The 20,760-nt window shown below is 63.4% G+C and carries 22 protein-coding genes; 13 read left to right on the top strand and 9 right to left on the bottom strand.

Annotation, left to right across the window (positions count from 1 at the left end; translation table 11 throughout):
- Positions 1-49: 49 nt before the first annotated feature.
- Positions 50-655, bottom strand: coding sequence for a c-type cytochrome (locus tag G3N97_RS10460; RefSeq protein WP_205993148.1), 606 nt, complete (start codon positions 653-655; stop codon positions 50-52).
- A 615-nt stretch (positions 656-1,270) separates the two neighbouring features.
- Here G3N97_RS10460 and G3N97_RS10455 point away from each other — a divergent pair.
- Positions 1,271-2,011, top strand: coding sequence for a FadR/GntR family transcriptional regulator (locus G3N97_RS10455; RefSeq protein WP_205993142.1), 741 nt, complete (start codon positions 1,271-1,273; stop codon positions 2,009-2,011).
- Between the two features lie 36 nt (positions 2,012-2,047).
- Here the strand turns inward: G3N97_RS10455 and G3N97_RS10450 are convergent, their stop codons facing one another.
- Both G3N97_RS10450 and G3N97_RS10445 read right to left on the bottom strand, forming a co-directional pair.
- Positions 2,048-2,332 (bottom strand): XRE family transcriptional regulator, encoded by a 285-nt coding sequence (locus G3N97_RS10450; RefSeq protein ID WP_205993141.1) that lies wholly within the window; start codon positions 2,330-2,332, stop codon positions 2,048-2,050.
- Between the two features lie 26 nt (positions 2,333-2,358).
- Positions 2,359-2,718, bottom strand: a complete 360-nt coding sequence (locus tag G3N97_RS10445) for a type II toxin-antitoxin system RelE/ParE family toxin (protein ID WP_205993140.1) — start codon at positions 2,716-2,718, stop codon at positions 2,359-2,361.
- Positions 2,719-3,105: 387 nt separating this feature from the next.
- On the opposite strand from G3N97_RS10445, the gene G3N97_RS10440 reads away from it, so the two are divergent.
- The 4 genes from G3N97_RS10440 (at position 3,106) to kdgD (ending at position 7,958) form a co-directional block, all read left to right on the top strand.
- A complete protein-coding gene (locus tag G3N97_RS10440) occupies positions 3,106-4,443 on the top strand; it encodes an MFS transporter (RefSeq protein WP_205993139.1) in 1,338 nt (445 codons plus the stop codon).
- A gap of 37 nt (positions 4,444-4,480) precedes the next feature.
- Entirely contained in the window at positions 4,481-5,557 is a 1,077-nt protein-coding gene (locus G3N97_RS10435) for a beta-propeller fold lactonase family protein (RefSeq protein ID WP_205993138.1), read from the top strand.
- Between the two features lie 89 nt (positions 5,558-5,646).
- Positions 5,647-6,996 (top strand): glucarate dehydratase, encoded by a 1,350-nt coding sequence (gudD, locus tag G3N97_RS10430; protein WP_205993137.1) that lies wholly within the window; start codon positions 5,647-5,649, stop codon positions 6,994-6,996.
- A gap of 44 nt (positions 6,997-7,040) precedes the next feature.
- Complete coding sequence (gene kdgD / locus G3N97_RS10425) at positions 7,041-7,958, top strand: 5-dehydro-4-deoxyglucarate dehydratase (RefSeq protein WP_205993136.1); 918 nt, start codon at positions 7,041-7,043, stop codon at positions 7,956-7,958.
- A 123-nt stretch (positions 7,959-8,081) separates the two neighbouring features.
- On the opposite strand, the gene G3N97_RS10420 is transcribed toward kdgD, so the two are convergent.
- Positions 8,082-8,342, bottom strand: coding sequence for an H-NS family nucleoid-associated regulatory protein (locus G3N97_RS10420; protein WP_065058899.1), 261 nt, complete (start codon positions 8,340-8,342; stop codon positions 8,082-8,084).
- Between the two features lie 117 nt (positions 8,343-8,459).
- Between G3N97_RS10420 and G3N97_RS10415 the strand changes: the two genes are divergently transcribed.
- A complete protein-coding gene (locus G3N97_RS10415) occupies positions 8,460-9,548 on the top strand; it encodes a hypothetical protein (protein WP_241030511.1) in 1,089 nt (362 codons plus the stop codon).
- A 12-nt stretch (positions 9,549-9,560) separates the two neighbouring features.
- On the opposite strand, the gene G3N97_RS10410 is transcribed toward G3N97_RS10415, so the two are convergent.
- Complete coding sequence (locus G3N97_RS10410; protein ID WP_205993135.1) at positions 9,561-10,271, bottom strand: cytochrome b/b6 domain-containing protein; 711 nt, start codon at positions 10,269-10,271, stop codon at positions 9,561-9,563.
- A 166-nt stretch (positions 10,272-10,437) separates the two neighbouring features.
- Between G3N97_RS10410 and G3N97_RS10405 the strand changes: the two genes are divergently transcribed.
- Positions 10,438-11,037 carry a TMEM175 family protein gene (locus G3N97_RS10405; RefSeq protein WP_205993134.1) on the top strand — a complete coding sequence of 200 codons (600 nt, stop codon included), beginning with the start codon at positions 10,438-10,440 and terminating at the stop codon, positions 11,035-11,037.
- Positions 11,038-11,116: 79 nt separating this feature from the next.
- Here the strand turns inward: G3N97_RS10405 and G3N97_RS10400 are convergent, their stop codons facing one another.
- Positions 11,117-11,677, bottom strand: a complete 561-nt coding sequence (locus G3N97_RS10400; RefSeq protein WP_205993133.1) for a DUF4142 domain-containing protein — start codon at positions 11,675-11,677, stop codon at positions 11,117-11,119.
- A 456-nt stretch (positions 11,678-12,133) separates the two neighbouring features.
- On the opposite strand from G3N97_RS10400, the gene G3N97_RS10395 reads away from it, so the two are divergent.
- Positions 12,134-13,195, top strand: coding sequence for a diguanylate cyclase (locus G3N97_RS10395; RefSeq protein WP_241030510.1), 1,062 nt, complete (start codon positions 12,134-12,136; stop codon positions 13,193-13,195).
- A 50-nt stretch (positions 13,196-13,245) separates the two neighbouring features.
- Here G3N97_RS10395 and icmH read toward each other — a convergent pair whose 3' ends face one another.
- From icmH to tssJ, 3 genes are all read right to left on the bottom strand, one after another.
- The gene (icmH, locus tag G3N97_RS10390) at positions 13,246-14,031 is read right to left on the bottom strand and encodes a type IVB secretion system protein IcmH/DotU (protein WP_205993132.1); all 786 of its coding nucleotides are present in this window, start codon (positions 14,029-14,031) and stop codon (positions 13,246-13,248) included.
- Positions 14,028-15,374: a type VI secretion system baseplate subunit TssK gene (gene tssK / locus G3N97_RS10385; protein ID WP_205993131.1), complete on the bottom strand. Its 1,347-nt coding sequence runs from the start codon at positions 15,372-15,374 to the stop codon at positions 14,028-14,030. The genes icmH and tssK overlap by 4 nt, the downstream gene beginning before the upstream one ends.
- Positions 15,375-15,591: 217 nt before the next feature.
- On the bottom strand, positions 15,592-16,218 hold the full coding sequence (gene tssJ, locus G3N97_RS10380) for a type VI secretion system lipoprotein TssJ (RefSeq protein ID WP_205993145.1): 627 nt from the start codon (positions 16,216-16,218) through the stop codon (positions 15,592-15,594).
- Positions 16,219-16,653: 435 nt separating this feature from the next.
- Here tssJ and G3N97_RS10375 point away from each other — a divergent pair, with 435 nt between their 5' ends.
- The 5 genes from G3N97_RS10375 to tssE all read left to right on the top strand — a co-directional run bounded on the left by G3N97_RS10375 (position 16,654) and on the right by tssE (position 20,726).
- Positions 16,654-17,319, top strand: coding sequence for a hypothetical protein (locus G3N97_RS10375; RefSeq protein ID WP_205993130.1), 666 nt, complete (start codon positions 16,654-16,656; stop codon positions 17,317-17,319).
- Positions 17,320-17,381: 62 nt separating this feature from the next.
- The gene (gene tssB, locus G3N97_RS10370) at positions 17,382-17,912 is read left to right on the top strand and encodes a type VI secretion system contractile sheath small subunit (protein WP_065058890.1); all 531 of its coding nucleotides are present in this window, start codon (positions 17,382-17,384) and stop codon (positions 17,910-17,912) included.
- A gap of 13 nt (positions 17,913-17,925) precedes the next feature.
- Positions 17,926-19,422 carry a type VI secretion system contractile sheath large subunit gene (gene tssC / locus G3N97_RS10365; RefSeq protein ID WP_065058889.1) on the top strand — a complete coding sequence of 499 codons (1,497 nt, stop codon included), beginning with the start codon at positions 17,926-17,928 and terminating at the stop codon, positions 19,420-19,422.
- A 249-nt stretch (positions 19,423-19,671) separates the two neighbouring features.
- Entirely contained in the window at positions 19,672-20,175 is a 504-nt protein-coding gene (locus G3N97_RS10360) for a type VI secretion system tube protein Hcp (protein ID WP_065058888.1), read from the top strand.
- Between the two features lie 71 nt (positions 20,176-20,246).
- The gene (gene tssE / locus G3N97_RS10355) at positions 20,247-20,726 is read left to right on the top strand and encodes a type VI secretion system baseplate subunit TssE (protein WP_205993129.1); all 480 of its coding nucleotides are present in this window, start codon (positions 20,247-20,249) and stop codon (positions 20,724-20,726) included.
- Positions 20,727-20,760: the final 34 nt, after the last annotated feature.

Genomic DNA, 20,760 nt, shown 5'->3' with positions numbered 1-20,760 from the left:
GGAACGCAGCGTAGTGAGGATTCGATGTTTGCGCACGTCGAGGCCTCGGCTAGTGAGGGACGCTGCCGCAGGCGAGCGGCAGGGGCGCGGGCGGCGCGGGCTTCGGATCGGCGGGCGCCGGCTGCGCGGCCAGCCAGGCGGCGATAGCCGTGATGTCGCGCTCGGCGAGATGCGAGGCGATATCGTGCATGCAGTCGGGGCTCGCGGCGCGGCGCGTGCCGTAGCGGAACGCACCCAGTTGCGCGCTGATGTAATCCGCATGCAGGCCGACGAGGCCCGGAATCGCCGGTTCCATACCGGTTAGCCCGGCGCCGTGACAGGCGGCGCACGCGGGCACGTTGCGGTTCGGCGCGCCGTTGACGACGAGCGACTTGCCGAGCGCGAGCAGCGCGGCGTCGACCTTCGGCGTGGCGGGCGGCGGGTAGGGCGGATGCTGCTGCGCGAAGAATTCCGCGATCTGCTTGAGGTACGCGTCGGGGAGATACGCGAGCAGATAGTTCATCGGCGGATAGCTGCGGCCGCCGTCACGAAACGCGATCAGCTGGTTGTAAAGATAACCGGCCGGCTTGCCCGCGAGGCGCGGGAAGTAATCGTTGTCGGTGCCTTCGCCGTGCGCGCCGTGGCAGGCGGCGCAACCCATCACGCGCGCCTGCATCGTGTCGGGCGCGGGCTCGGCCGGCGGCGCCGCGAACAGCGGCGTCCAGGGCAGGACGAGCGCGGCAATGAAGAGGACGATGCGGGTTCTCAATGATTCCCTCGTTGCGGATTGTGGCGACACAAACGCGGTGCGATTCGATATCAGTTGAGGCGTCGTCCGGCGTGGGGCAGATTTCGTTCTCTTCGGCAGCCGATGTTCCGGCAGTCCGGCGCGCATCCTCTGAGCGACATTATCAAGAAAAATGAATTCGATGCACGCGAAGGTGTACAAAAAACCTGGGTACGGCGGTGCCGATTGATATGTTTGCTAACACAACGGTTCGAGTGTTTGTTTTCGTTTTACGCCGTGGGCGTTGAGAAGGTGACGCGATTTATTGTCGCAATTTATTCGGATGGCTAATCAAATTTTTAGCGCGATGGGATCGTCAGGACAGGTAGCGACGAACACTGCCGTCGAGCGCTTGTTCAAACGGGTTGTCCGATGACTGCCTGTGCAAAGCCTTACCCACGCTAACCGCTGATACGCGACGCTTCCGGCGCGCCAAATCCCACAAACCGCCAGTTGTCCGACGACGTATAATGAAGCCCTAAACCGAACGACAAGGAGGGGACGATGGCCGCATCGCTCGCCGCGCCCATACCCGCGCGCAACCGCAACCTGGCCGAGCAGGTCGTCGACTTCATCAACCAGCAGATTGGATCGCGCGCGTTGAAACCCGGCGACAAGCTGCCGACCGAAAGCAGTCTCATGACGCAACTGGGCGTGAGCCGCACGGTGGTGCGCGAGGCTATTTCGCGCCTGCAGGCCATGTCGGTGATCGAAACCCGGCACGGCATTGGCAGCTTCGTGCTGGAGCCGCGCCGCGAGCCGCTCGAACTCGACGTCGTGCCCGCCAGCACGCTCAACGATCTGCTTTCGGTGCTGGAATTGCGCATCAGCCTGGAAACCGAGTGCGCCGGACTGGCCGCGCAACGCGCGAGCGAACGCGACCTCGCGAACATCCGCACGGCGCTCGACGCGATCTCGGCGGCGACCCACGCAGGCGGTGACAGCGCGGGCGCGGATCTGGAGTTTCATGTCTCCGTGGCGCGCGCCACCGGCAACCGTTATTTCGTGGACATCCTCACGCAGATGGGCGCCGCGCTCATTCCGCGCCATCGCATTGATTCGGCCGGCATTGCGCACCGCGATCCGAAGACCTACGCCGAACTCGTGAACCGCGAGCACGAAAGCATTTTCGAGGCGATCGCGCGTCAGGACCCCGAAGGCGCGCGCGCGGCCATGCGCATGCATCTGTCGAGCAGCCGCGAAAGACTGCGCCGCGCGGCAACGGAGTCGAGCGGCAAGGTCTAGCCGCCCGTTCGCGCGTTACCCGAATTCACGCAGCGTTCAGGCGCAGAGCTCGAACCTGAACTTCTTCCCGAGCGCGGCGGCGGCGCTGGCCAGCGTGGTGAGCGTGAGGCTGGTGTCGTTCTGGTCGAGCAGGCGATTGAGCGCCGCGCGGCTCGTTTTCATTTTCGCGGCCATTTGCGTCTTGGTCAGTTGCTGCGCTTTCATTTCCTGCTCGATTTGCCACGCGATCACGCGCTTGATGGCCATGGCCGTGGATTCTTCGAGCAGGCCTTCTCCGGCGAGAAACTCGTCGAAATTCGCGCCGATATGTTTGTTCGTCATGCCGTGCTCCTTGCGCGCGGGGCGCGCTAGCCGTTTTTCAATTGACGTAACCGCTCTCTTGCCAGCGCCAGGTCGTCTTGCGGCGTGGCCTGCGACTTCTTGATGAAGCCGTGCAGCAGGACGAGGGCGTTGCCCGCGACCGTGAAGAAAACCCGCGCAATGCGCAGCGGCAAATGCACGCGGATCTCCCACAGATCACGCTCCAGCTTGCGCACGACCGGCATGCCCAGCGGCCAGCCGATCTGCACCACCTTGATTTCCTCGCCGATGGCCTTACGATCGGCCGCCTCGAGATCCTTGAGCCATTGCCGCACCGGTTCGTTGCCGGAATCCGTCCGGAAAAAGTGCACGACGAGCGGCGAGACGTAGAGGTTGGGGCGATTCAAATGTATCAACATTGGTACGAAATATCAAGCCGATGGAGTTTGATCTTACGTAGCGATGTGGTGCGAAAAGACTCGGCCGAATGGCTGGATCGGCAGCGGATGTTGATGTGGATACAGGTTTGACAAGCCGCACCAGCACGCGGGTAGCGCGCGCCAGAACGGCAAAGTAAGTCATCGTACAACTAGGCGAAATAATCCAAAATCATGTCCATCGAGAGGGCGGGAGAACCCACTGATATCGCCTGATTCGCATATATAAAGCCGTTTTTCAGGGTAAACACCCAATAGAATCCTGCTCGTCTCCTCCCTGCAATGTCGTCAGACAACGTACCATGAAGCGCCGCACACGAACCCCGATGCGCGACGTCGCTCAGGAGACAAACCCAGATGTCCATTCCCGCCAAGCGTCACGACGACCTGCTGGATTCGGCCAGCGCCAAGGTCATGCGGCACGTGCTGCCGCTCTTCCTGATCATGTTCATCGCGAACTACATCGACCGCGTGAACGTCGGTTTTGCGAATGCGCACATGGAGGCCGATCTGGGTCTCTCCGCGGCGGCCTACGGGCTCGGCAGCGGGCTGTTTTTTATCGGCTACGCGCTGTTCGAAGTGCCGTCGAACATGCTGATGCAGAAGTACGGCGCGCGCGCCTGGCTCACGCGCATCATGGGGACGTGGGGCCTCGTGGCGGGCGCGATGGCGTTCGTGCAGAACGACACCTCGTTCTATCTGCTGCGCTTTCTGCTCGGGATCGCCGAGGCGGGTTTCTTTCCGGGCGTGGTGTACTACTTCGCGCAGTGGCTGCCGCAGCAGGCGCGCGGCAAGGCGGTGGCGGTCTTTCTCGCGGGCTCGGCGTTCGCCTCGGTGCTGTCCGGCCCGATCACGGGCGCGCTGCTCTCGGTGCGCGGCTTCGGCCTCGCGGGCTGGCAGTGGATGTTCCTGATCGAAGGCGCGTTCTCGATCGTGCTGTGCGGCGCGAGCTGGCTGCTGCTGAAGTCGCGCATTCGCGACGCGCACTGGCTCACGCCCGACGAGCAGGGCGCGCTCGAAAACTACATGGCGCGCGAGCAGGCCGAGCGTGAAGCCGCGACCGGCGCGCACGTGCCCGTCATGCGCCTGCTGAAGGATCCGCAGATCGTGCTGTTCTGCTTCCTCTACTTCGCGATTCAGCTCACGATTTACGCGGCCACGTTCTGGCTGCCGACGATCATCCGCAAGATGGGCGGCCTCACGGATTTCCAGGTGGGCCTCTACAACGCGATTCCGTGGATGATCGCCATCGTCGCGATGTACTGCTTCGCGCTGCTCTCGGCGAAATGGCGCTTCCAGCAGGCGTGGCTCGCGCTGGCGCTGGTGATCGCCGCGTGCGGGCTGTTCGCGTCGACCTCGGCGAATCCGGTGTTCTCGTTCGTGGCGATCTGCTTCTCGGCGATTGGCTTCAAGGCCGCCTCGTCGCTGTTCTGGCCGCTGCCGCAAGGTTATCTCGACGCCCGCGTGGCCGCCGGCGTGATCGCACTGATCAATTCGCTCGGCAATCTGGGCGGGTTCTTCGCGCCCGCCACCTTCGGTTACCTGCAGCAGCACACCGGCTCGATCGCGGGCGGCCTGTATGGACTCGGCGTGACGTCGCTGATCGCCGCGGCCGCCGCGTTCCTCGCACGCAACAAACCGACGCGCCGCGCGTTCGGCGACGAAGCAGAGTCCGTCCATCGTGGCGCACACTGAGGCTTTCGCCACGACCGCGACCACTGAGGAAACGCTCATGCAAGACCGCTACTTCGTCTACGTTTCGAACGCCAACGACGGCGAGATCGACGTGCTGCACCTGGACGCCAACGCCGCCACGCTCACCCCGCACGCGCGCACGGCCATCGCGCCGACCGTCATGCCGATGGCGCTCGCGCCCGACCGCCGCCATCTCTATGCCGTGACGCGCGGTTCGGACCTGCATCTGTATCGCTACGCGATCGATGCGCACAACGGCACGCTGACCACGCTCGGCCGCGCGCCGCTCGATTCGAGTTTCGCCTATCTGTGCGCCGATCCGCTCGGGCGTTTTCTGCTCGGCGCCTCGTATGGCGAGCATCGCGTGTGTCTCTATCGCACGCAGGACATCGATCAGGGTCTGGGCGGACCGCTGCAGACCGTGGAAGGGATCCAGAACGCGCATTGTGTGATCGTTTCCGCCGACGGGCGCTTTGCGTATGCCTCGTCGCTCGGCAGCGACCGCGTGTTCTGCTTCGCGCTGGAAGACGAAGGACGCCTGCGCGAAATTGGCACCGTGGATCTCGGCAAGGGCTTCGGTCCGCGTCATCTGTGCCTGTCGCCCGACGAGCGCACGCTCTACGTGCTGAGCGAATTCCGCGCCACCGTAGCCGCGTTGACGCGCGACGCACAGACCGGCGCACTCGCGCCCGGCCACGTCTCGCCGCGCGCCGCCGACCTCGCGCATCTGAACGACGGTTTCGCGCGCCCGAGTTCGTCGGACCCGGTGCAGCCCGATCCCGCCGAGCTGGCGAAGCTGGTCTGGGCCGCCGATATCCACGTCTCGCCCGACGGCCGCTTCGTCTACGCCTCGGAGCGCACGACCAGCCGCCTGCTCACGTTCGCCGTGCAGCCCGATGGCGCGCTCGACTACGCCGGTTTTGTCGATACCGAAACCCAGCCGCGCGGTTTCCGCCTCGATCCCTCGGGCCGCTTCGCGGTGGCCTGCGGAGAGAAGTCGTCGCATGTCTCGCTGTATCGCGTCGATGCGCAGAGCGGGGCGCTCACGCTCGCCGCGCGCTGCGCGGGCGGACACGGCGCGAACTGGGTGGAGATCGTCGCCGCCCCGGGCTGATTTCGGCGCACACCGTTTTGACCGACCGACTGGCGCGGGACGCTCGCCCGCGCCGCCTTTAAACAGCGCTTTCAAGCAGGTAAGCCTTCATGTCCACACAGACCGTCCAACCGAACGCCACGCCCGTCGTGACCGAACTGCGCGTCGTGCCCGTCGCGGGCCGCGACAGCATGCTGATGAACCTCTCCGGCGCGCACGGCCCGTTCTTCACGCGCAACGTCGTGCTGCTGCGCGACAGCGCGGGCAACACCGGCATCGGCGAAGTGCCGGGCGGCGAGGCGATCCGCAAGACGCTCGACGATGCGCGCGCGTTCGTGGTCGGTCAGTCGATCGGCAATCTGCAGGCGGTGCTCAACACGGTGCGCAAGCAGTTCGCTGATCGCGACGCCGGCGGCCGCGGTCTGCAGACCTTCGACCTGCGCACCACGATCCACGCGGTGACGGCGCTCGAAGCGGCGCTGCTCGATCTGCTCGGCCAGCATCTGAACGTGCCGGTGGCGGCGCTGCTCGGCGAAGGACAGCAGCGCAGCGAAGTGGAGATGCTCGGCTATCTGTTCTTTATCGGCGAGCGGCGCAAGACCGATCTGCCGTACGCGAGCGGCGCGGAAGGCCGCGACGACTGGGAGCGCCTGCGCACCGAAGCGGCGATGACGCCCGAGGCCGTCGTGCGGCTGGCCGAAGCCGCCAAAGCGCGTTACGGCTTCAACGATTTCAAGCTCAAGGGCGGCGTGCTGGCCGGCGACGCCGAAATGGAAGCGGTCACGGCGCTGGCCGAACGCTTTCCCGAGGCGCGCGTGACGCTCGACCCGAACGGCGCGTGGTCGCTGGCCGAAGCGATTCGCCTGTGCCGCGACAAACACGACGTGCTCGCCTACGCCGAAGATCCGTGCGGCGCGGAAAACGGCTATTCGGGCCGCGAGGTGATGGCCGAATTCCGCCGCGCGACCGGCCTGCCGACGGCCACCAACATGATCGCCACCGACTGGCGGCAGATGGGTCACGCGATCCAGTTGCAATCGGTCGATATTCCGCTCGCCGATCCGCACTTCTGGACCATGCAGGGCTCGGTGCGCGTCGCGCAGATGTGCAACGACTGGGGCCTCACGTGGGGCTCGCACTCGAACAATCACTTCGACATCTCGCTCGCGATGTTCACGCACGTGGCCGCCGCCGCGCCCGGCAAGATCACCGCGATCGACACGCACTGGATCTGGCAGGACGGCCAGCGTCTCACGCGCGAGCCGCTGCAGATCGTGGGCGGCAAGGTGCAGGTGCCGCAGAAACCCGGCCTCGGCATCGACATCGATCTCGACGAACTCGACAAGGCCCACGCGCTGTATCAGCAGCACGGACTCGGCGCGCGCGACGACGCGATCGCCATGCAATACCTGATTCCCAACTGGACTTTCGACCACAAGCGTCCGTGCCTCGTGCGCTGAACGCAGGCTCGCCCGATATCGCCATCATCACAGGATCCCCGACCATGACCACGCCGCAAGAACTCAAGCAGATCGTTTCAGAAGGGCTGCTGTCGTTCCCCGTCACCGACTTCGACGCGCAAGGCAATTTCCGCGCCGACACCTACGCCGAGCGTCTCGAATGGCTCGCCCCGTATGGCGCGAGCGCGCTGTTCGCGGCGGGCGGCACGGGCGAATTCTTCTCGCTCACGAAAAGCGAATACTCGCAGGTCATCAAGACCGCCACGGAAACCTGCAAGGGCAAGGTGCCGATTCTCGCGGGCGCGGGCGGCGCGACGCGCGTGGCCATCGAATACGCGCAGGAAGCGGAGCGCAACGGCGCGCAAGGCATTCTGCTGATGCCGCATTACCTCACGGAAGCCTCGCAGGAAGGCATCGCCGCGCACGCGGAACAGGTCTGCAAGGCCGTGCCGAAGATGGGCGTGATCATCTACAACCGCGCGAATTCGAAGCTCGGCCCGGACATGCTCGAACAGCTCGCCGACCGTTGCCCGAACCTGATCGGCTTCAAGGACGGCGTGGGCGAGATCGAGGCGATGGTGACGATTCGCCGTCGTCTGGGCGACCGCTTCTCGTATCTCGGCGGCCTGCCGACTGCGGAAGTGTATGCGGCGGCGTACAAGGCGCTGGGCGTGCCGGTGTATTCGTCGGCGGTCTTCAACTTCATTCCGAAGACGGCGATGGACTTTTATCGCGCGATCGCAGCCGATGACCACGCAACGGTCGGCAAGCTGATCGACGACTTCTTCCTGCCGTATCTGAAGATCCGCAATCGCCGCGCCGGTTACGCGGTGAGCATCGTGAAGGCGGGCGCGAAGCTCGTCGGCCACGACGCGGGTCCGGTGCGCGCGCCGCTCACCGACCTCACGCCTGAAGAGATGGAGCAGCTCGACGTGCTGATCAAGAAGCTGGGCGCGCAGTAAGCTGGCCGATCCGCTCGCATCGCAGGCAAAAAAAGCCCGCGAACCGTGATGGTTCGCGGGCTTTTTTATCGTACGCGCACGCGTTTATTTCAATCGCTTATTTCAACGGTTCAACGCAGATGTTCAATTTGCGCCGGAGCCGCCGAAAAGATCGAGATTGCCGTGGTCGGCATCTTGCGCGGACGCATTCTTGCGCGAACGGGCCGCGCCTTTTTTCTCGCGTTTCGCGCGCGGTTTGCCGAACAGGTCGTCCGGCGTGAAACCGAATTCGGCGATGGCGGCGCGGGCGGCCGCGAGTGCTTCGTCGGCCGCCTCGGCGCGCAACGCATCGATACGCGCGTCGAGCGCACGCTTTTCGGCGAGCAATTCGAGGTAGGTTGCCATGTGCGGTCGTGTCGAATGAAGTGAACGGGATCGCCCGATTTTACGTCAAGCGGCGCGCGCGAGGCATGTCACTTGCTAGCTGCATCGGCTGTTGCCTCACCGACGACCGAAGCCGACATGATTTCATTTCGCCTGCTGCCGCGGCGCCGCCTGATCGCCGCTCTGTGTCCAATCCTCATGACGTCCGGCTGCGCCTGGTTCGGTCCGCACATGTTGCGCACCGATCAGGTCGATTACGAGCGCGCGCTCGGCGACGCCAAGAAACGCGAGATGCTCGCGACCATCGTCGGTTTGCGCTTCGGCGATTCGCCGTCGTTCGTCGCGGTGAGCCAGATCATCGCGTCTTACACGTTCGAGGCCAACGCGGGCGCGATCGCGGAGGGCGGCTCCAGCACGGCGGGCACCAGCTACGGCCAGGCGAGCGTGGGCGCGACGTACTCGAATCACCCGACCTTCACGTTCGTGCCGACCACGGGCGAGGCGCTCGCGACCGGCTATATCCGCCCGTTGCCGACCGAACTCGTGCTGCCGCTCGCGGACAGCGGCGTGCCGATCGACCTGCTGCTGCGCCTCTCGGTGCAATCGGTCGGCGGCCTGCAAAACGCCGCGCCGCTCGGCGGCCCGACGAGCGACGGCAGTCCCGGTTTTTTCGAGCTGCTGCGCGCGTTGCGCCGCCTGCAGCTCGCGGGACAACTCACCGTCAGCTACAAGGAAGATCCGGTGGATCACTCGCATCGCGTGACGATGACGCTCGGCAGCGAAGACGCGCCGCCCGAAACGAAAGCCGATCTCGACGACGTGCGCCGCCTGCTGAAGCTCTCGCCCGTCGTGCGCGAATATCCGGTCGTGTACGGTCCCGCGAACGGCGACGGCCGCAGCATCCACATGGTCACGCGCTCGGTGATGGGCATTCTCACCAATCTCGGCGCGCAGATTTCCGTGCCCGAAGACGACGTGAAGCGCGGCGCGACGATTCCCACCGTGCATCTGATCGGCGGCGAAACGCGGCCGACGATCATCGTGCACGTGGGCAGCAAGGCGCCGCCCGATGCGTATGCCACAATCGGCTATCACGACGCCACGTACTGGATCGAGAACGACGATTTCGATTCGAAATATGCGTTGACGGTGCTGCAGAATCTGATCGCGCTTTCCCAGGCGAATCAGGATCAGAAGGCGCCGATACTCACGGTGCCGGCCGGCTGACGCGCACGAGCGTTACAGATACATCGCCAGCAAGGCCGTTACGAGCGCGGCACAGCCCATCAGCAGCGCCGCGAGCCAGAGCGAGGCGCGTGCGGGCGCACGCACCGTGACGGGCAGACGCTTGCGGCCCGTGAGCATCGGGCCGAGCAGATTGTGGCCTTTGGCGATCGCATAGACGCCGATCGCGCAGACATGCAGCACGACGGCGATGGCGATCACATCCCAGCCGTAGGCATGCAGTGCCGAAATCGCATTCGCGAACGCGGCGCTCACGTGTTCCGAAAGCGGGCCTTCGTCCTCGATATCGTTGTTGACGTAGAGGCCGCTGAGCGTTTCGACGAACAGCAGCGCGAGCAGCAACAGCACCATCCAGCCGCCTGCCGCGTTGTGACCCACCTGAGTGTCGGGTTCGCGCCGGAAGACGTGGCGCAGATGCCGCCACGCGGCAAGCGGCGACGCCACGAAGCGCCCGAAGCGCGCGGTCTCGCTGCCGAACCCGCCCCACAGCAGACGGAACAGCACCAGCGCGAGCAGCGTTTCACCGGCGCGCACGTGCAACTGCATCCAGTTGAAATGCTGCGAAATCCACGCGACGCCGACGAGCAGCACAACGAGCCAGTGAAAGAGCCGGGTCGGCAAGTCCCAGACGCGCACGCTGCGCGTGGGTGCAGCGGCGTCGGTTGCGTTCGCGGGTGAGGCGGTGGCGCGTCGGTCGGTATCCATGGGCGAGCCCGATTCGTCAGACGATGTAGCGCGCCGCTTACGGCGGCATCGCCCGATTATCGCGCGATCGCGGCAGGACGTAGCATCGCGCGTCGCTTTCGGCGATACTTCGGCCATACTTTCGCGCGCCTTGCTCCGTCTGCGAACCCCTCGAATCATTGAGCCAATGAACAAGAACCGACTCGAAGCGTTCAGCGATGGCGTGCTCGCCATCATCATCACGATCATGGTGCTGGAACTCAAGGTGCCGCACGGCGACAGCATCACGTCGCTCGCGCCCTTGTGGCCGACGTATCTGAGCTACGTGCTCAGTTTCGTCTACGTGGGCATCTACTGGAACAATCATCATCACATGATGCACGCGGCGCACAGCGTCAACGGCACCGTGCTGTGGGCGAATCTGCATTTGCTGTTCTGGCTTTCGCTGCTGCCGTTCACCACGGGCTGGATGGGCGAAAACCATTTCGGGCGCTGGCCGACCATGCTGTATGGCGTGAATCTGCTGCTCTGCGCGATTGCCTACGTCGTGCTGCAAGGCTGCCTCGTGCGCTATCACGGTGCGCAAAGCGCGCTGGCGCAAGCGCTCGGACGCGATTACAAAGGCAAGTTGTCGGTGGTGGGATATCTGCTGGGAATCGGCTGTGCCGCCGCCGATTACGCGCATTTCGGCGCGCTGTTTTTCCTGCTCGTCGCGCTGCTGTGGCTCGTGCCCGATCGGCGCATGGAACGCCTCGTGACGGCGGCCCACGACCATCCGGAAGCATAAAACACGCGAATCATAGAATGCGAGGCGGCGCACGAATGCGCGCCGCCTCGCCGATCATGCGCTCACGCGCATGCCATCATCAGCCCGCCAGATGCTTGCGCGCGGCCAGTTCCTTTGCCTTGGCGATATCCGCCTGAATCATGGGCAATCCTTCGGTCGCGGCCTTCTTCAAACCCGCATCGCGACCCGACGCAATTTCCGCCTGAAATGCCGACAGCGTTTTTTGCTGGCCTTCGAGCGCGACCTGTTCGATATAGGTCTTGTCGAAATCCGCGCCACGCAGATTGTTGATGCTCGAGAGCACGGCGGCGTCCGGATCGTCGCGCGGGACGTCCACGCCGCGCGGGCTGGCGGCGCGCATCGAATTCGAGAGCTTCGTGTAGTCGGCGACCAGTTGTTCCGCGAAGGCCTTCACTTCGCGGTCGGTTGAACGCGAGTCGGCGATACGCGCCGCGTCGCGCTGCGTGGCGACGGTTTGCGTGCCGTCCGCGATAAACGATTTGTCGGCGGCGTGCAATTCCTGCGTGGCGCCCGCGGTCGTGGCAGCCGGCGCGGCGGTTTGCGCGTGAGCGCTCACGGAGAGCGCGAGCAGCGCGGTGGCGGAAACACTGGCGAGCGAGACAAGCGAGAGGCGATTCATGCGAACTCCTTTTCTATGTGATTTCTACGTCATGGGTATCGATAGCGCCCACGACATTCGCGCGTTGCTGCATGCGCCGTGCATAGGCGTGCAATGTGCCGCGTCGAGTGTCGTTGGCGGCCGCTGCGGTCTTGCTGCGCAACGGTTGAAGCATTCTAGGAAGGCGTGGCGCGTACAGGTGCAACGATCACGTCGCTTCTGTAACGGTTGGTAAGAACCGGCTTGGGCGCGCCCTGAGTGGGGTGAATTCATCGCGACGTCATGCGATGCGGGGCCGTCGCGATCCACACGCATGGACGTCCGGTTGCGCGGGCATCGATCGTGCGCTCATCGCACGCATGCAAATAGCCCTTATTTTCAGGGGGAAAACCCGAATTCTGCACGGCGAACGCGGTAGCCGATGGCACAATACATGCATAGATCCTGCGCGACAGCAGGACATTCGAGAGACCGAGAATGTTACCCAGCACGAATCCGATGGCGGGCAAGGGGAGGCGCTTCGTCGAGCGCGTTTGGCGATTGCGCGCCGGCGGGCGCCTGCTCGCGTTTTTCTGCATGGCGTCGGTGTTCGTGCAGCAGGGGCGCGGCGCGCCGTTCTGGGTGCTGCTCGTCATCGACTGCCTGATCTGGCCGCATATCGCGCGTCGTGCCGCGCATGCATGGGCCGTGCCGTATCGCGGCGAACGCCTGAATTTAATGGTCGATTCCGTCATGGGCGGCGTGTGGGTGGCCGCGATGCGATTCGATTTATTGCCGAGCGCGCTGATGCTCGTGATGTCGGGCATGAACAATATGGCGTCGGGCGGCATGCGGCTTTTTCTGCGCGGCGTGCTGGCGAATCTCGCGGGGCTGGCGGCCGGTCTCCTGATGTTCGGCTTCGCGTTCGAGCCCAACACGCGCTTGCCCACGCTGCTCGCGTGCCTGCCGTTTCTCGCGATTTATCCGCTTGCGCTGGGTCTCGCGGTGTATCGCATCTCGCGCAAGCTCGCCGAGCAATCGCGCATGCTCGAAGGGCTGAGCCGCACCGACGGCCTCACCGGTCTATTGAATCGCCGCCATTGGGAAAATCTGCTCGTGCGCGAATTCGAACGCTGCCGCGCGACGCGCTATGCATCGTCGCTGCTGCTCATCGATCTCGATCATTTCAAGGACGTCAACGACACGCGCGGTCATCAGGCCGGCGACGCCGTATTGAGCGCGTTTGCGGGGCAATTGCGCGAGCATTTTCGCGCGAGCGACAGCATTGGCCGTTACGGCGGCGAGGAATTCGGCGTGGTGTTGCCTGGTGCGACGCTCGCCGAAGCGCGCACGGTCGCCGAGCGTTTTGCGCGCGCGGTGCGCTTGCAGGCGAAGGACGAGGACAGCATGTGCCCGTGTACGGTGAGCATCGGCGTAGCGCAATGCGACGAGGCGATGAACGATCACGCCGCTTGGCTCAAGCGGGCCGATTCGAGTCTGTATCGCGCGAAGATGACGGGTCGCGATCGCGTGGTCGCAGAGCAGGGCGAGCCTGCGTGAGAGCGATTTCAGCCCGTGTTTTCAGGGCTGAAATCGTCATCGGGTCGATATCAAGGCAGCGAGATCGTGAGATTGGCCGATTGCGGGCCGAGCTTGACGATCTGCGTATAGGGCGCGAGCGTGCGCAGCGTGCTGTCGCGCAGCCACGTGCTGAGACCGAGCCATCCGAGTACGCCGACGAGCGCGAACACTGCGCCGATCGTCCAGAGCGGCACTTCGCGCTTGAGGCGGTGCACCACCTGATCGGGCAGCGGCCAATGCGGCGCGAACGGCGCGCGTTTGCCCTTCATGTGCGCGATTTCGTCGCCGATGCGCGCGGTCAGATAAGCGAGCTTTTCCGGGCCTTCGAGCATGTATTTGCCCTGAAAACCGAGCAGCAGACACATGTGAAAGACTTCGAGCGATTGCAGTCGCGCGGCGCCCTGCGCGCGGCATTGCTCGAGATACTGGAAGAACTTCTCGCCCGCGAGCTGCTCGCCGAACAGCGTGAGTTGCAGCGGACGGCGCTCCCAATCCGCGCGAATACGGAACGGCGAAGACAGCACCGATTCGTCGATCGCCGCGCAGAATGCGAACTTGGCCGCATAGACGTCGTCGGCGGAAACATTCAGCTTTTTCGCGCCGCGCTCGAAGTCGCCGAGAAACTGCTGCACGCGCGCGCTGAATTCGGCGGCGTCGCCGGGCTCGCGGCCGTTTTTCAGCAGGAATAGCATGAAAAAGCCGTCGTAGAGCAGATCGAGCAGCGAGCGCACCTGATAGGCGGGATCGCCCACCGGCGCTTGCGGCGTGACGGGCGGCGGCGCGACGTCGCCGAAAAGGGAGGGCGCGTTGGTCATGACGTCACCGCAATCAGTTCGAGTTTGAGATCGTTGATGCCCGAGGGCGTGTACACCATCGCCGATTGCGCCTGAATCATGCGCTCATAGAGCGCGCTGCGCGATTCGAGCGCGAAATAGCAGGCGCCCGGGCGCACCGGAATGGCGGGCGGCACTTGCGGCGTGTAGACGAGGCGCACGCCGGGCATGGCCGAGAGCACGAGCTTGTCGACGTCGTCGGGCGCGCCCACCTTGAAGCGCGCGGGCACGGCATCGACCAGATCGACGGCGGGCATGTCGGCCGAGACGGCGAGATAGAACGTGGTCTTGTCGTCGATCTTGCCGGAGTCGAGCCGGCCTATATGGAACGACGCACGCACTTCTTCCAGCGCAATCGCGAAGTACTGCGTGGAGATCACCGTTTCGAGCAGATCGCGCAGGATGGCGTCGAGGCGCGCAAAACCCGGGCCCGGATCGTCGTGACGATAGGCGGGCAGATCGGCGAGCGTGTGATTCTTCGAGAACGTGAGCAACTGGCCCGCGAGACGCAGTTCTTCCTGGAAGAGCCGCTCCGGATGCAGCGCCGCGTGCTGGTACAGATGCGCGAGCGTCGCGAACGCGCCGCTGGCCGTGTGCAACAGCCAGAACGACGCGATATCGCCCGAGCGGAATTCGATGATGTTCTTGGTCGGCTCGCGGTGGAAACCGTAGAGCGCGTTGACCTTCGCCTGCAGCGCGTCGATCAGGCGACGCAGGCGCTGATGCAGCAGCGGCGACGCCTCGATGGCGAGGCTCGGCGGCACGAAGCTCTCGTCGGCCTCGAAACCCGACGACGCCGTGCGGCGCACGCGCACCACCGGCACCGACAGCAACTGGTCGCGCGGCTCGGTGTGCGCGACGAGCTTCACGTTGTTCTTGAGGAACGTGATGTCGGCCTGCGCGGCGTCGGTGTAATGATCGGCCACGCTCGACTGCTCGCTCACGTAGCGCGCGACAAAACCGTCGTCGCGATTAGCCGAATAATTCGAGCCGTTTTCGCGCACCTGATGCAGCGCCAGATAGAACGTGAATTCGTTGATGCCTTCGGGCAGCGTGTCGAGCGCGACGGGCGGCGGCAGGTCGTCCGCCTGCGGCGCGGAGTAGAGCGTGCCGTCGGGAAACACGAGCGACAACTCGCTGATGCGCAGAATATTGCTGCCGAGCGAGTCGTGATCGATACGGATCGAGCGCACGCCCCAGTTATATGGCTGGATCGCCTGGATCGACTCGAAGAGCCGCGCTTCGTGATAGGCGTCTTGCCGCTGGAAGTGCTGAGGCCTGAGAAACAGGCCTTCCCCCCAAAGCACTTTCGAGGAATAGCTCATGTTGATTCAGCGTTATGCGTCGATCGGGTCGTGCCTGGCGTGCGAGCCGCCGGCTGACTGAATTGGTTAAAGAGGTCCGGTTCCGTGAAATTCAACGCGCTTCTGGCGTGTGCATTCATGCCCGCTTTCATCCCCCGCAATGTCCTCATTTGCACGGTCCACTGCCGCTCTTTCTGCCCCGTTTTAAAACTTCGCATTCGCACTCACCTATTCGCTTTTAACCACAGGTGACGGACGAAAGCAGATTGAGCGCTTGCGCCGACTGACTCGCATCCGCGGGGATTACGGTACCGCTCGTGACCGTCATGGCGCAGTTGTGCAGGCCAACCATTATGCCGGATTTCTCCGATTTCGCCGGGTCAAACGCGAATTTCCAGCGCTTCATTGCGGGATCCCGGAACAGCGCGACGATACCGAAAGCCTGCGCTTCGCGCGAAACTTTTTCCGTGGCGTTATACCGCTGGCCCGGAATCAAGGTGATTTCGCGCACGCTCAGCAGGTCCGCACCGAGGGTGCTTTTTTCCTTCGCGGGATCGGTGAATGTGTCGAACGGCGCCTGCTGGAACGAGGTCGGATCCTTCAGCGCGTAGAGGCGCACCACTAATGCGAGCGGCTTGTTGTCGGTCGCCGCATTGAGATTGCGCGCCGCATAAAGCGTGACGCCGAGGTCGCGCGGCGGCTTCTGGCTGTCCGGCACGTCGGGCTTGCCGATACCCGCGAGCTGCAGCGCCGCCGAGGCCGCGCTGCCCAATGCGGGCACGGCTGCCGCGCACCCGCCGAGCAAGGCGGCAACAGCGCAAAGCACAGCTGCATTCGATGCGATTTGAATAATGCGCGCAGTCATTTTTATCGCGGGCTTGAAGCCCGAACTCTCCAACAACGTTAAATCCGCCTGAACGACGTTAATGCACTGCGCATTGCGCGGGCATTATCCCCGTGATGCCTTCTTTAATAAAATTCCGGCAAATTTTCCTGCCCGCAGGCCCATGTACATTGGTTTCGCCGGAAATTATTTCCTCGTCAGCTGTGCACACGTTACTTTGCGGCTTCTGTCATGGTTCTTACTCGCTTCTCTACCACTTTTCAGCTTCACGCGAGGACCATTTTCTTACTGCCAGTTTTCATTGCACAGTTGAATTATCGAAATTTGGCCTGTACTATACCCGCGCGTTGAGCAATAAGTAAAACACTCGTTTCAATATCACGGTGTAGTTTTCGAGGCGCAGATCTCGAAGCTGAATCACAAACACAATCAAACTCTCTGGTCGGTAGAGAAAACATGAATAAGAGCGTCTTCTCGAAGCTAACGGGGGCAGTGATCGCATGCGGCATCGTCGCGGGCTGCGCCACCCAGGGCAACAATCTTTCCGCATCGCCTGACGCATTCAACAAGGCGCTTGCCGATGCGGACACGCTCTCGAAGGGCGGCGATCAGGATCAGGCGATCGCCGCGTATCAGAAGCTTGCCGCCGCCGATCCCACGCGTGAAGAACCGTGGTCGCGCATCGCCCAGATCCAGTTCCAGCAACAGCATTACGGTCAGGCGATCGTCGCGGCGCAAGAAGCGCTGCAACGCGATCAGACGGATCGTGGCGCGAAGAGCGTGCTGGCCGTGGCCGGCCTGCGCGTAGCGACCGAGTCGCTCGGCGAACTGCGTCAGGATGCCTCGCTGCAAGGCGACGCGAAGTCGGACGCGCAGGCGCTCGCGAAACAGTTGCGCGACACGCTCGGCGAAGACGCACTGTTCCCGCCCGACCAAAGCGGGAAGTCGCCGGTGAAGAAGAAGCGCTATGTGAAGCGAGTCACCAAGGCCGCGCCGAAGGCTGCCGAATCCGCAGAAACGGCGGCTGCACCCGCGGCTCCGGCTGCACCTGCAGCACCCGCCGCGCCGGCGCCCGCCAAGGCTGCCGGCAACGCCGCCGATCCGTTCAGCGCGCTGCGCTGAGTTTCGAGCACCACACGCGACACGTCCGATAACAAGGTCAAAACGGGAGCAGGGAGCCGTCGATGGCAAAGAAAGAAAGCATCCAGAAGCGCTTGCAGAAAGTGCGGCCGCCGCGCGTCCAGCTGACCTACGAGGTCGAGCGTGGCGATGCGATCGAAGTGAAGGAACTGCCGTTCGTCGTCGGCGTCATGGGCGATCTGGCCGGTCAGTCGGAAATCGAGCAGCCCAAGCTGCGCGACCGCAAGTTCATCAATATCGATCGCGACAATTTCGACGACGTGATGAAAGGCATCGAGCCGCGCGCCGCGTTTCAGGTCGAAAACCGCCTGAGCGAAGCGGGCGGCAAATTCGCCGTCGATCTGCGCTTCAAGTCGATGGCCGATTTCAACCCGGACGAGGTCGTGGCACAGGTCGAGCCGCTGCGCCGCCTGCTCGATGCACGTTCGAAGCTCGCGGATCTGCGCAACAAGCTCGCGGGCAACGACAAGCTCGAAGATCTGTTGAGCGAAGTGCTCTCCAATACGCAGCAGTTGCAGGCGCTCGCGGAGAACACGCGCAAGGACCCGTCGGAAGACGAACCCAAGGGCGAATGAGGCGGGGGACGCAATGAATCAGCAAACCGCAGCCGCGCAAAGCGCGGCCATCGAAGCCGAAGACGGCAGCACGTCTTCGCTGCTCGACAGCATTGTCGAGAAGAGCAAAGTCGCGAAGTCGGATTCGGAGCACGCGCGTGCGAAGGACCTGATCGGCGAACTCGTGCATCAGGTGCTCGACGGCACCGTGGTCGTGTCGAACAATCTGTCCGCGACCATCGACGCGCGCGTGGCCGAACTCGACCGCCTGATTTCCGAGCAATTGAGCGCGGTGATGCATGCGCCGGAATTTCAGCGCCTCGAGAGCACGTGGCGCGGTCTCGATTATCTGTGCAAGGAAAGCAACACCGGCCAGACCATCAAGATCAAGGCGCTGCACGCACCGAAGCGCGACGTCGTGCGCGACTTCAAGGCCGCGGTCGAATTCGACCAGAGCGCGCTCTTCAAGAAGGTCTACGAAGAAGAATTCGGCACGTTCGGCGGCGCGCCTTTCGGCACGCTGATCGGCGATTACGAAATCACGCGCCAGCCCGAAGACATGTACTTCATCGAACAGATGTCGCATGTCGCCGCGGCCGCGCACGCGCCGTTCATCGCGTCGGCTTCGCCGGAACTGATGGGCCTCGAATCGTTTGCCGATCTCGGCAAGCCGCGCGATCTGGGCAAGGTGTTCGACACCGTCGAATACGCGAAGTGGAAGTCGTTCCGCGACGCCGAAGATTCGCGCTACGTGGGTCTGACGCTGCCGCGTTTCCTGGGCCGCCTGCCGTTCAATCCGAAAGACGGCGCGACCGCAGAAGGCTTCAACTTCGTTGAAGACGTGGACGGCACCGATCACAGCAAATACCTCTGGTGCAACGCGGCGTGGGCCTTCGGCGCGCGCCTGACGGCAGCATTCGACGACTTCGGCTGGTGCGCGGCAATTCGCGGCGTGGAAGGCGGCGGTCTCGTGGAAGACCTGCCGACGCACACGTTCAAGACCGACGACGGCGAAATCGCCCTCAAGTGCCCGACCGAAATCGCCATTACGGACCGCCGCGAAAAGGAGCTGAGCGACCTCGGTTTCATCCCGCTCGTCCACTGCAAGAATTCCGATTACGCCGCGTTTTTTGCTGCGCAGTCGGTGCAGAAAGCGAAGAAGTACAGCACCGATAGCGCCAATGCGAATGCCGTGCTGTCCGCGCAGCTTCAATACATCTTCTCGGTATCGCGCGTGGCGCACTACCTGAAGGCGATGATGCGCGACAAGATCGGCAGCTTCGCTTCGGCGCAAAACGTCGAAGTGTTCCTGAATCGCTGGATTTCGCAATACGTGCTGCTCGACGACAACGCCACGCAGGAACAGAAGGCACAGTTCCCGCTGCGCGAAGCGTCGATTCAGGTCGCGGAAATTCCGGGTCGTCCGGGTGCGTATCGTTCGGTCGCGTTCCTGCGTCCGCACTTCCAGCTCGACGAACTGTCGATCTCGCTGCGTCTCGTGGCGGATCTGCCGAAGCCGGCTAATTCGTAATTCAAGCGTCGTAACGGGCGCGTCATCGAAAGCGGCAATCAAGACGACGGAAAGAAAGCCGCATAACGGGAATTGAGAACGCGCCGAACGCGATTGCCTGCCCCGCCAGAGCGGTGCAGGCAATGCGGTGCATCCGGTGTAGAGGCCTCGTGTAAATGGGGCCCGCGCCAAGTGTGAGCGGTCCATCGGGCGGCCCGGCTTCGAGCCTTGCGCCGCCGTATAAACCACCTCTATGGGGAGCGATACGTTATGAAGGACATCTATCTAAAATTCGGCAATCCCGCGATCAAGGGCGAATCGCAGGATAAGGACCACGCAAACTGGATCGAAATCGACTCGTGGAGTCACTCGATCCTGCAACCGCGTTCGGCGACGGCATCGACGGCCGGCGGCCACACGTCGGAGCGTTGCGAACACGCTGACATGCGCTTCACGAAAGACATCGACGTGGTCAGCCCGCTGCTGTATCAGCACGCTTCGGGCGGCACGACGTTCGACGAAGTCACCATCGACTTCATGCGTTCGGACGGCGAAGGCAACCGCATCAAGTACCTCGAAGTGAAGCTCAAGTACGTGATCATTTCGAGCATCACGCCGACGGTCGTTGGTGAAGGCCTGCCGACCGAAGAGTTCTCGCTCAAGTACGCTGCCGTGCAGTGGAAGTACACGCAGCAGAAGATCGGCGGCAACCAGGGCGGCAACGCTCAGGGCGCATGGAGCCTGACGAAGAACGACAAGACCTACGCGGTCTAAGGTGTCGTTGAACCGGGTGGGGCGCAGGGCGCGCCGCCCGGTTTTCATTGCATGCGACGCCGGATGGTTTGATGAAACGTTTCGAGCCCAGTTTCTTCGACAAGCTGTTCGACGACGAACCGCATTCGCCGGCACCTGCCGCGATGCGGCAATTGTCGCTGGACGAACTGAAAGCGACGGTGGCGCGCGATCTGGAGTCGATTCTGAATACGCGAATCGCCTTCACCGAGCACATGCTCGCGCAATTGCCCGAATGCCGTAAATCCCTGCTGACTTACGGCTTGAATGATTTCGCGGGTTTGAGTCTCGCGAGCCATTACGATCGCGCCTTTATCTGCAAGTCGATCCAGCAGGCAATCGAGCGGCACGAACCGCGTCTGCAACGTGTGACGGTGTCGCTCGAATTGAATTCGCGCTCGACCAGCGTGCTGAATTTCGCCATTCAGGCATTACTGGTCGTGCATCCGGCCGAAGAGCCGGTAAACTTCGATGCATTGCTGCAGCCTTCGACGCTGCAGTATTCGGTCTCGCGCTCACGCGCGAAGACCTGAAGCACGGCAACGGCCGCGGACTGTCACGCGCCGC

The organism is Paraburkholderia sp. Ac-20347 (genome assembly GCF_017104805.1).
Classification (GTDB): domain Bacteria; phylum Pseudomonadota; class Gammaproteobacteria; order Burkholderiales; family Burkholderiaceae; genus Paraburkholderia; species Paraburkholderia tropica.
The sequence above is the reverse complement of the archived record's forward strand: the minus strand, read 5'-3'. Positions and strand labels throughout refer to the sequence as shown.

What these genes read in the sequence shown, in the direction of transcription:
- G3N97_RS10460 (WP_205993148.1), bottom strand. Translation starts at nt 655, where the DNA reads ATGCAGGCGCGCGTGATGGGTTGCGCCGCCTGCCACGGCGCGCACGGC.
- G3N97_RS10455 (WP_205993142.1), top strand. Translation starts at nt 1,271, where the DNA reads ATGGCCGCATCGCTCGCCGCGCCCATACCCGCGCGCAACCGCAACCTG.
- G3N97_RS10450 (WP_205993141.1), bottom strand. Translation starts at nt 2,332, where the DNA reads ATGACGAACAAACATATCGGCGCGAATTTCGACGAGTTTCTCGCCGGA.
- G3N97_RS10440 (WP_205993139.1), top strand. Translation starts at nt 3,106, where the DNA reads ATGTCCATTCCCGCCAAGCGTCACGACGACCTGCTGGATTCGGCCAGC.
- G3N97_RS10435 (WP_205993138.1), top strand. Translation starts at nt 4,481, where the DNA reads ATGCAAGACCGCTACTTCGTCTACGTTTCGAACGCCAACGACGGCGAG.
- gudD (WP_205993137.1), top strand. Translation starts at nt 5,647, where the DNA reads ATGTCCACACAGACCGTCCAACCGAACGCCACGCCCGTCGTGACCGAA.
- kdgD (WP_205993136.1), top strand. Translation starts at nt 7,041, where the DNA reads ATGACCACGCCGCAAGAACTCAAGCAGATCGTTTCAGAAGGGCTGCTG.
- G3N97_RS10420 (WP_065058899.1), bottom strand. Translation starts at nt 8,342, where the DNA reads ATGGCAACCTACCTCGAATTGCTCGCCGAAAAGCGTGCGCTCGACGCG.
- G3N97_RS10415 (WP_241030511.1), top strand. Translation starts at nt 8,460, where the DNA reads ATGATTTCATTTCGCCTGCTGCCGCGGCGCCGCCTGATCGCCGCTCTG.
- G3N97_RS10410 (WP_205993135.1), bottom strand. Translation starts at nt 10,271, where the DNA reads ATGGATACCGACCGACGCGCCACCGCCTCACCCGCGAACGCAACCGAC.
- G3N97_RS10405 (WP_205993134.1), top strand. Translation starts at nt 10,438, where the DNA reads ATGAACAAGAACCGACTCGAAGCGTTCAGCGATGGCGTGCTCGCCATC.
- G3N97_RS10400 (WP_205993133.1), bottom strand. Translation starts at nt 11,677, where the DNA reads ATGAATCGCCTCTCGCTTGTCTCGCTCGCCAGTGTTTCCGCCACCGCG.
- G3N97_RS10395 (WP_241030510.1), top strand. Translation starts at nt 12,134, where the DNA reads ATGTTACCCAGCACGAATCCGATGGCGGGCAAGGGGAGGCGCTTCGTC.
- icmH (WP_205993132.1), bottom strand. Translation starts at nt 14,031, where the DNA reads ATGACCAACGCGCCCTCCCTTTTCGGCGACGTCGCGCCGCCGCCCGTC.
- tssK (WP_205993131.1), bottom strand. Translation starts at nt 15,374, where the DNA reads ATGAGCTATTCCTCGAAAGTGCTTTGGGGGGAAGGCCTGTTTCTCAGG.
- tssJ (WP_205993145.1), bottom strand. Translation starts at nt 16,218, where the DNA reads ATGACTGCGCGCATTATTCAAATCGCATCGAATGCAGCTGTGCTTTGC.
- G3N97_RS10375 (WP_205993130.1), top strand. Translation starts at nt 16,654, where the DNA reads ATGAATAAGAGCGTCTTCTCGAAGCTAACGGGGGCAGTGATCGCATGC.
- tssB (WP_065058890.1), top strand. Translation starts at nt 17,382, where the DNA reads ATGGCAAAGAAAGAAAGCATCCAGAAGCGCTTGCAGAAAGTGCGGCCG.
- tssC (WP_065058889.1), top strand. Translation starts at nt 17,926, where the DNA reads ATGAATCAGCAAACCGCAGCCGCGCAAAGCGCGGCCATCGAAGCCGAA.
- G3N97_RS10360 (WP_065058888.1), top strand. Translation starts at nt 19,672, where the DNA reads ATGAAGGACATCTATCTAAAATTCGGCAATCCCGCGATCAAGGGCGAA.
- tssE (WP_205993129.1), top strand. Translation starts at nt 20,247, where the DNA reads ATGAAACGTTTCGAGCCCAGTTTCTTCGACAAGCTGTTCGACGACGAA.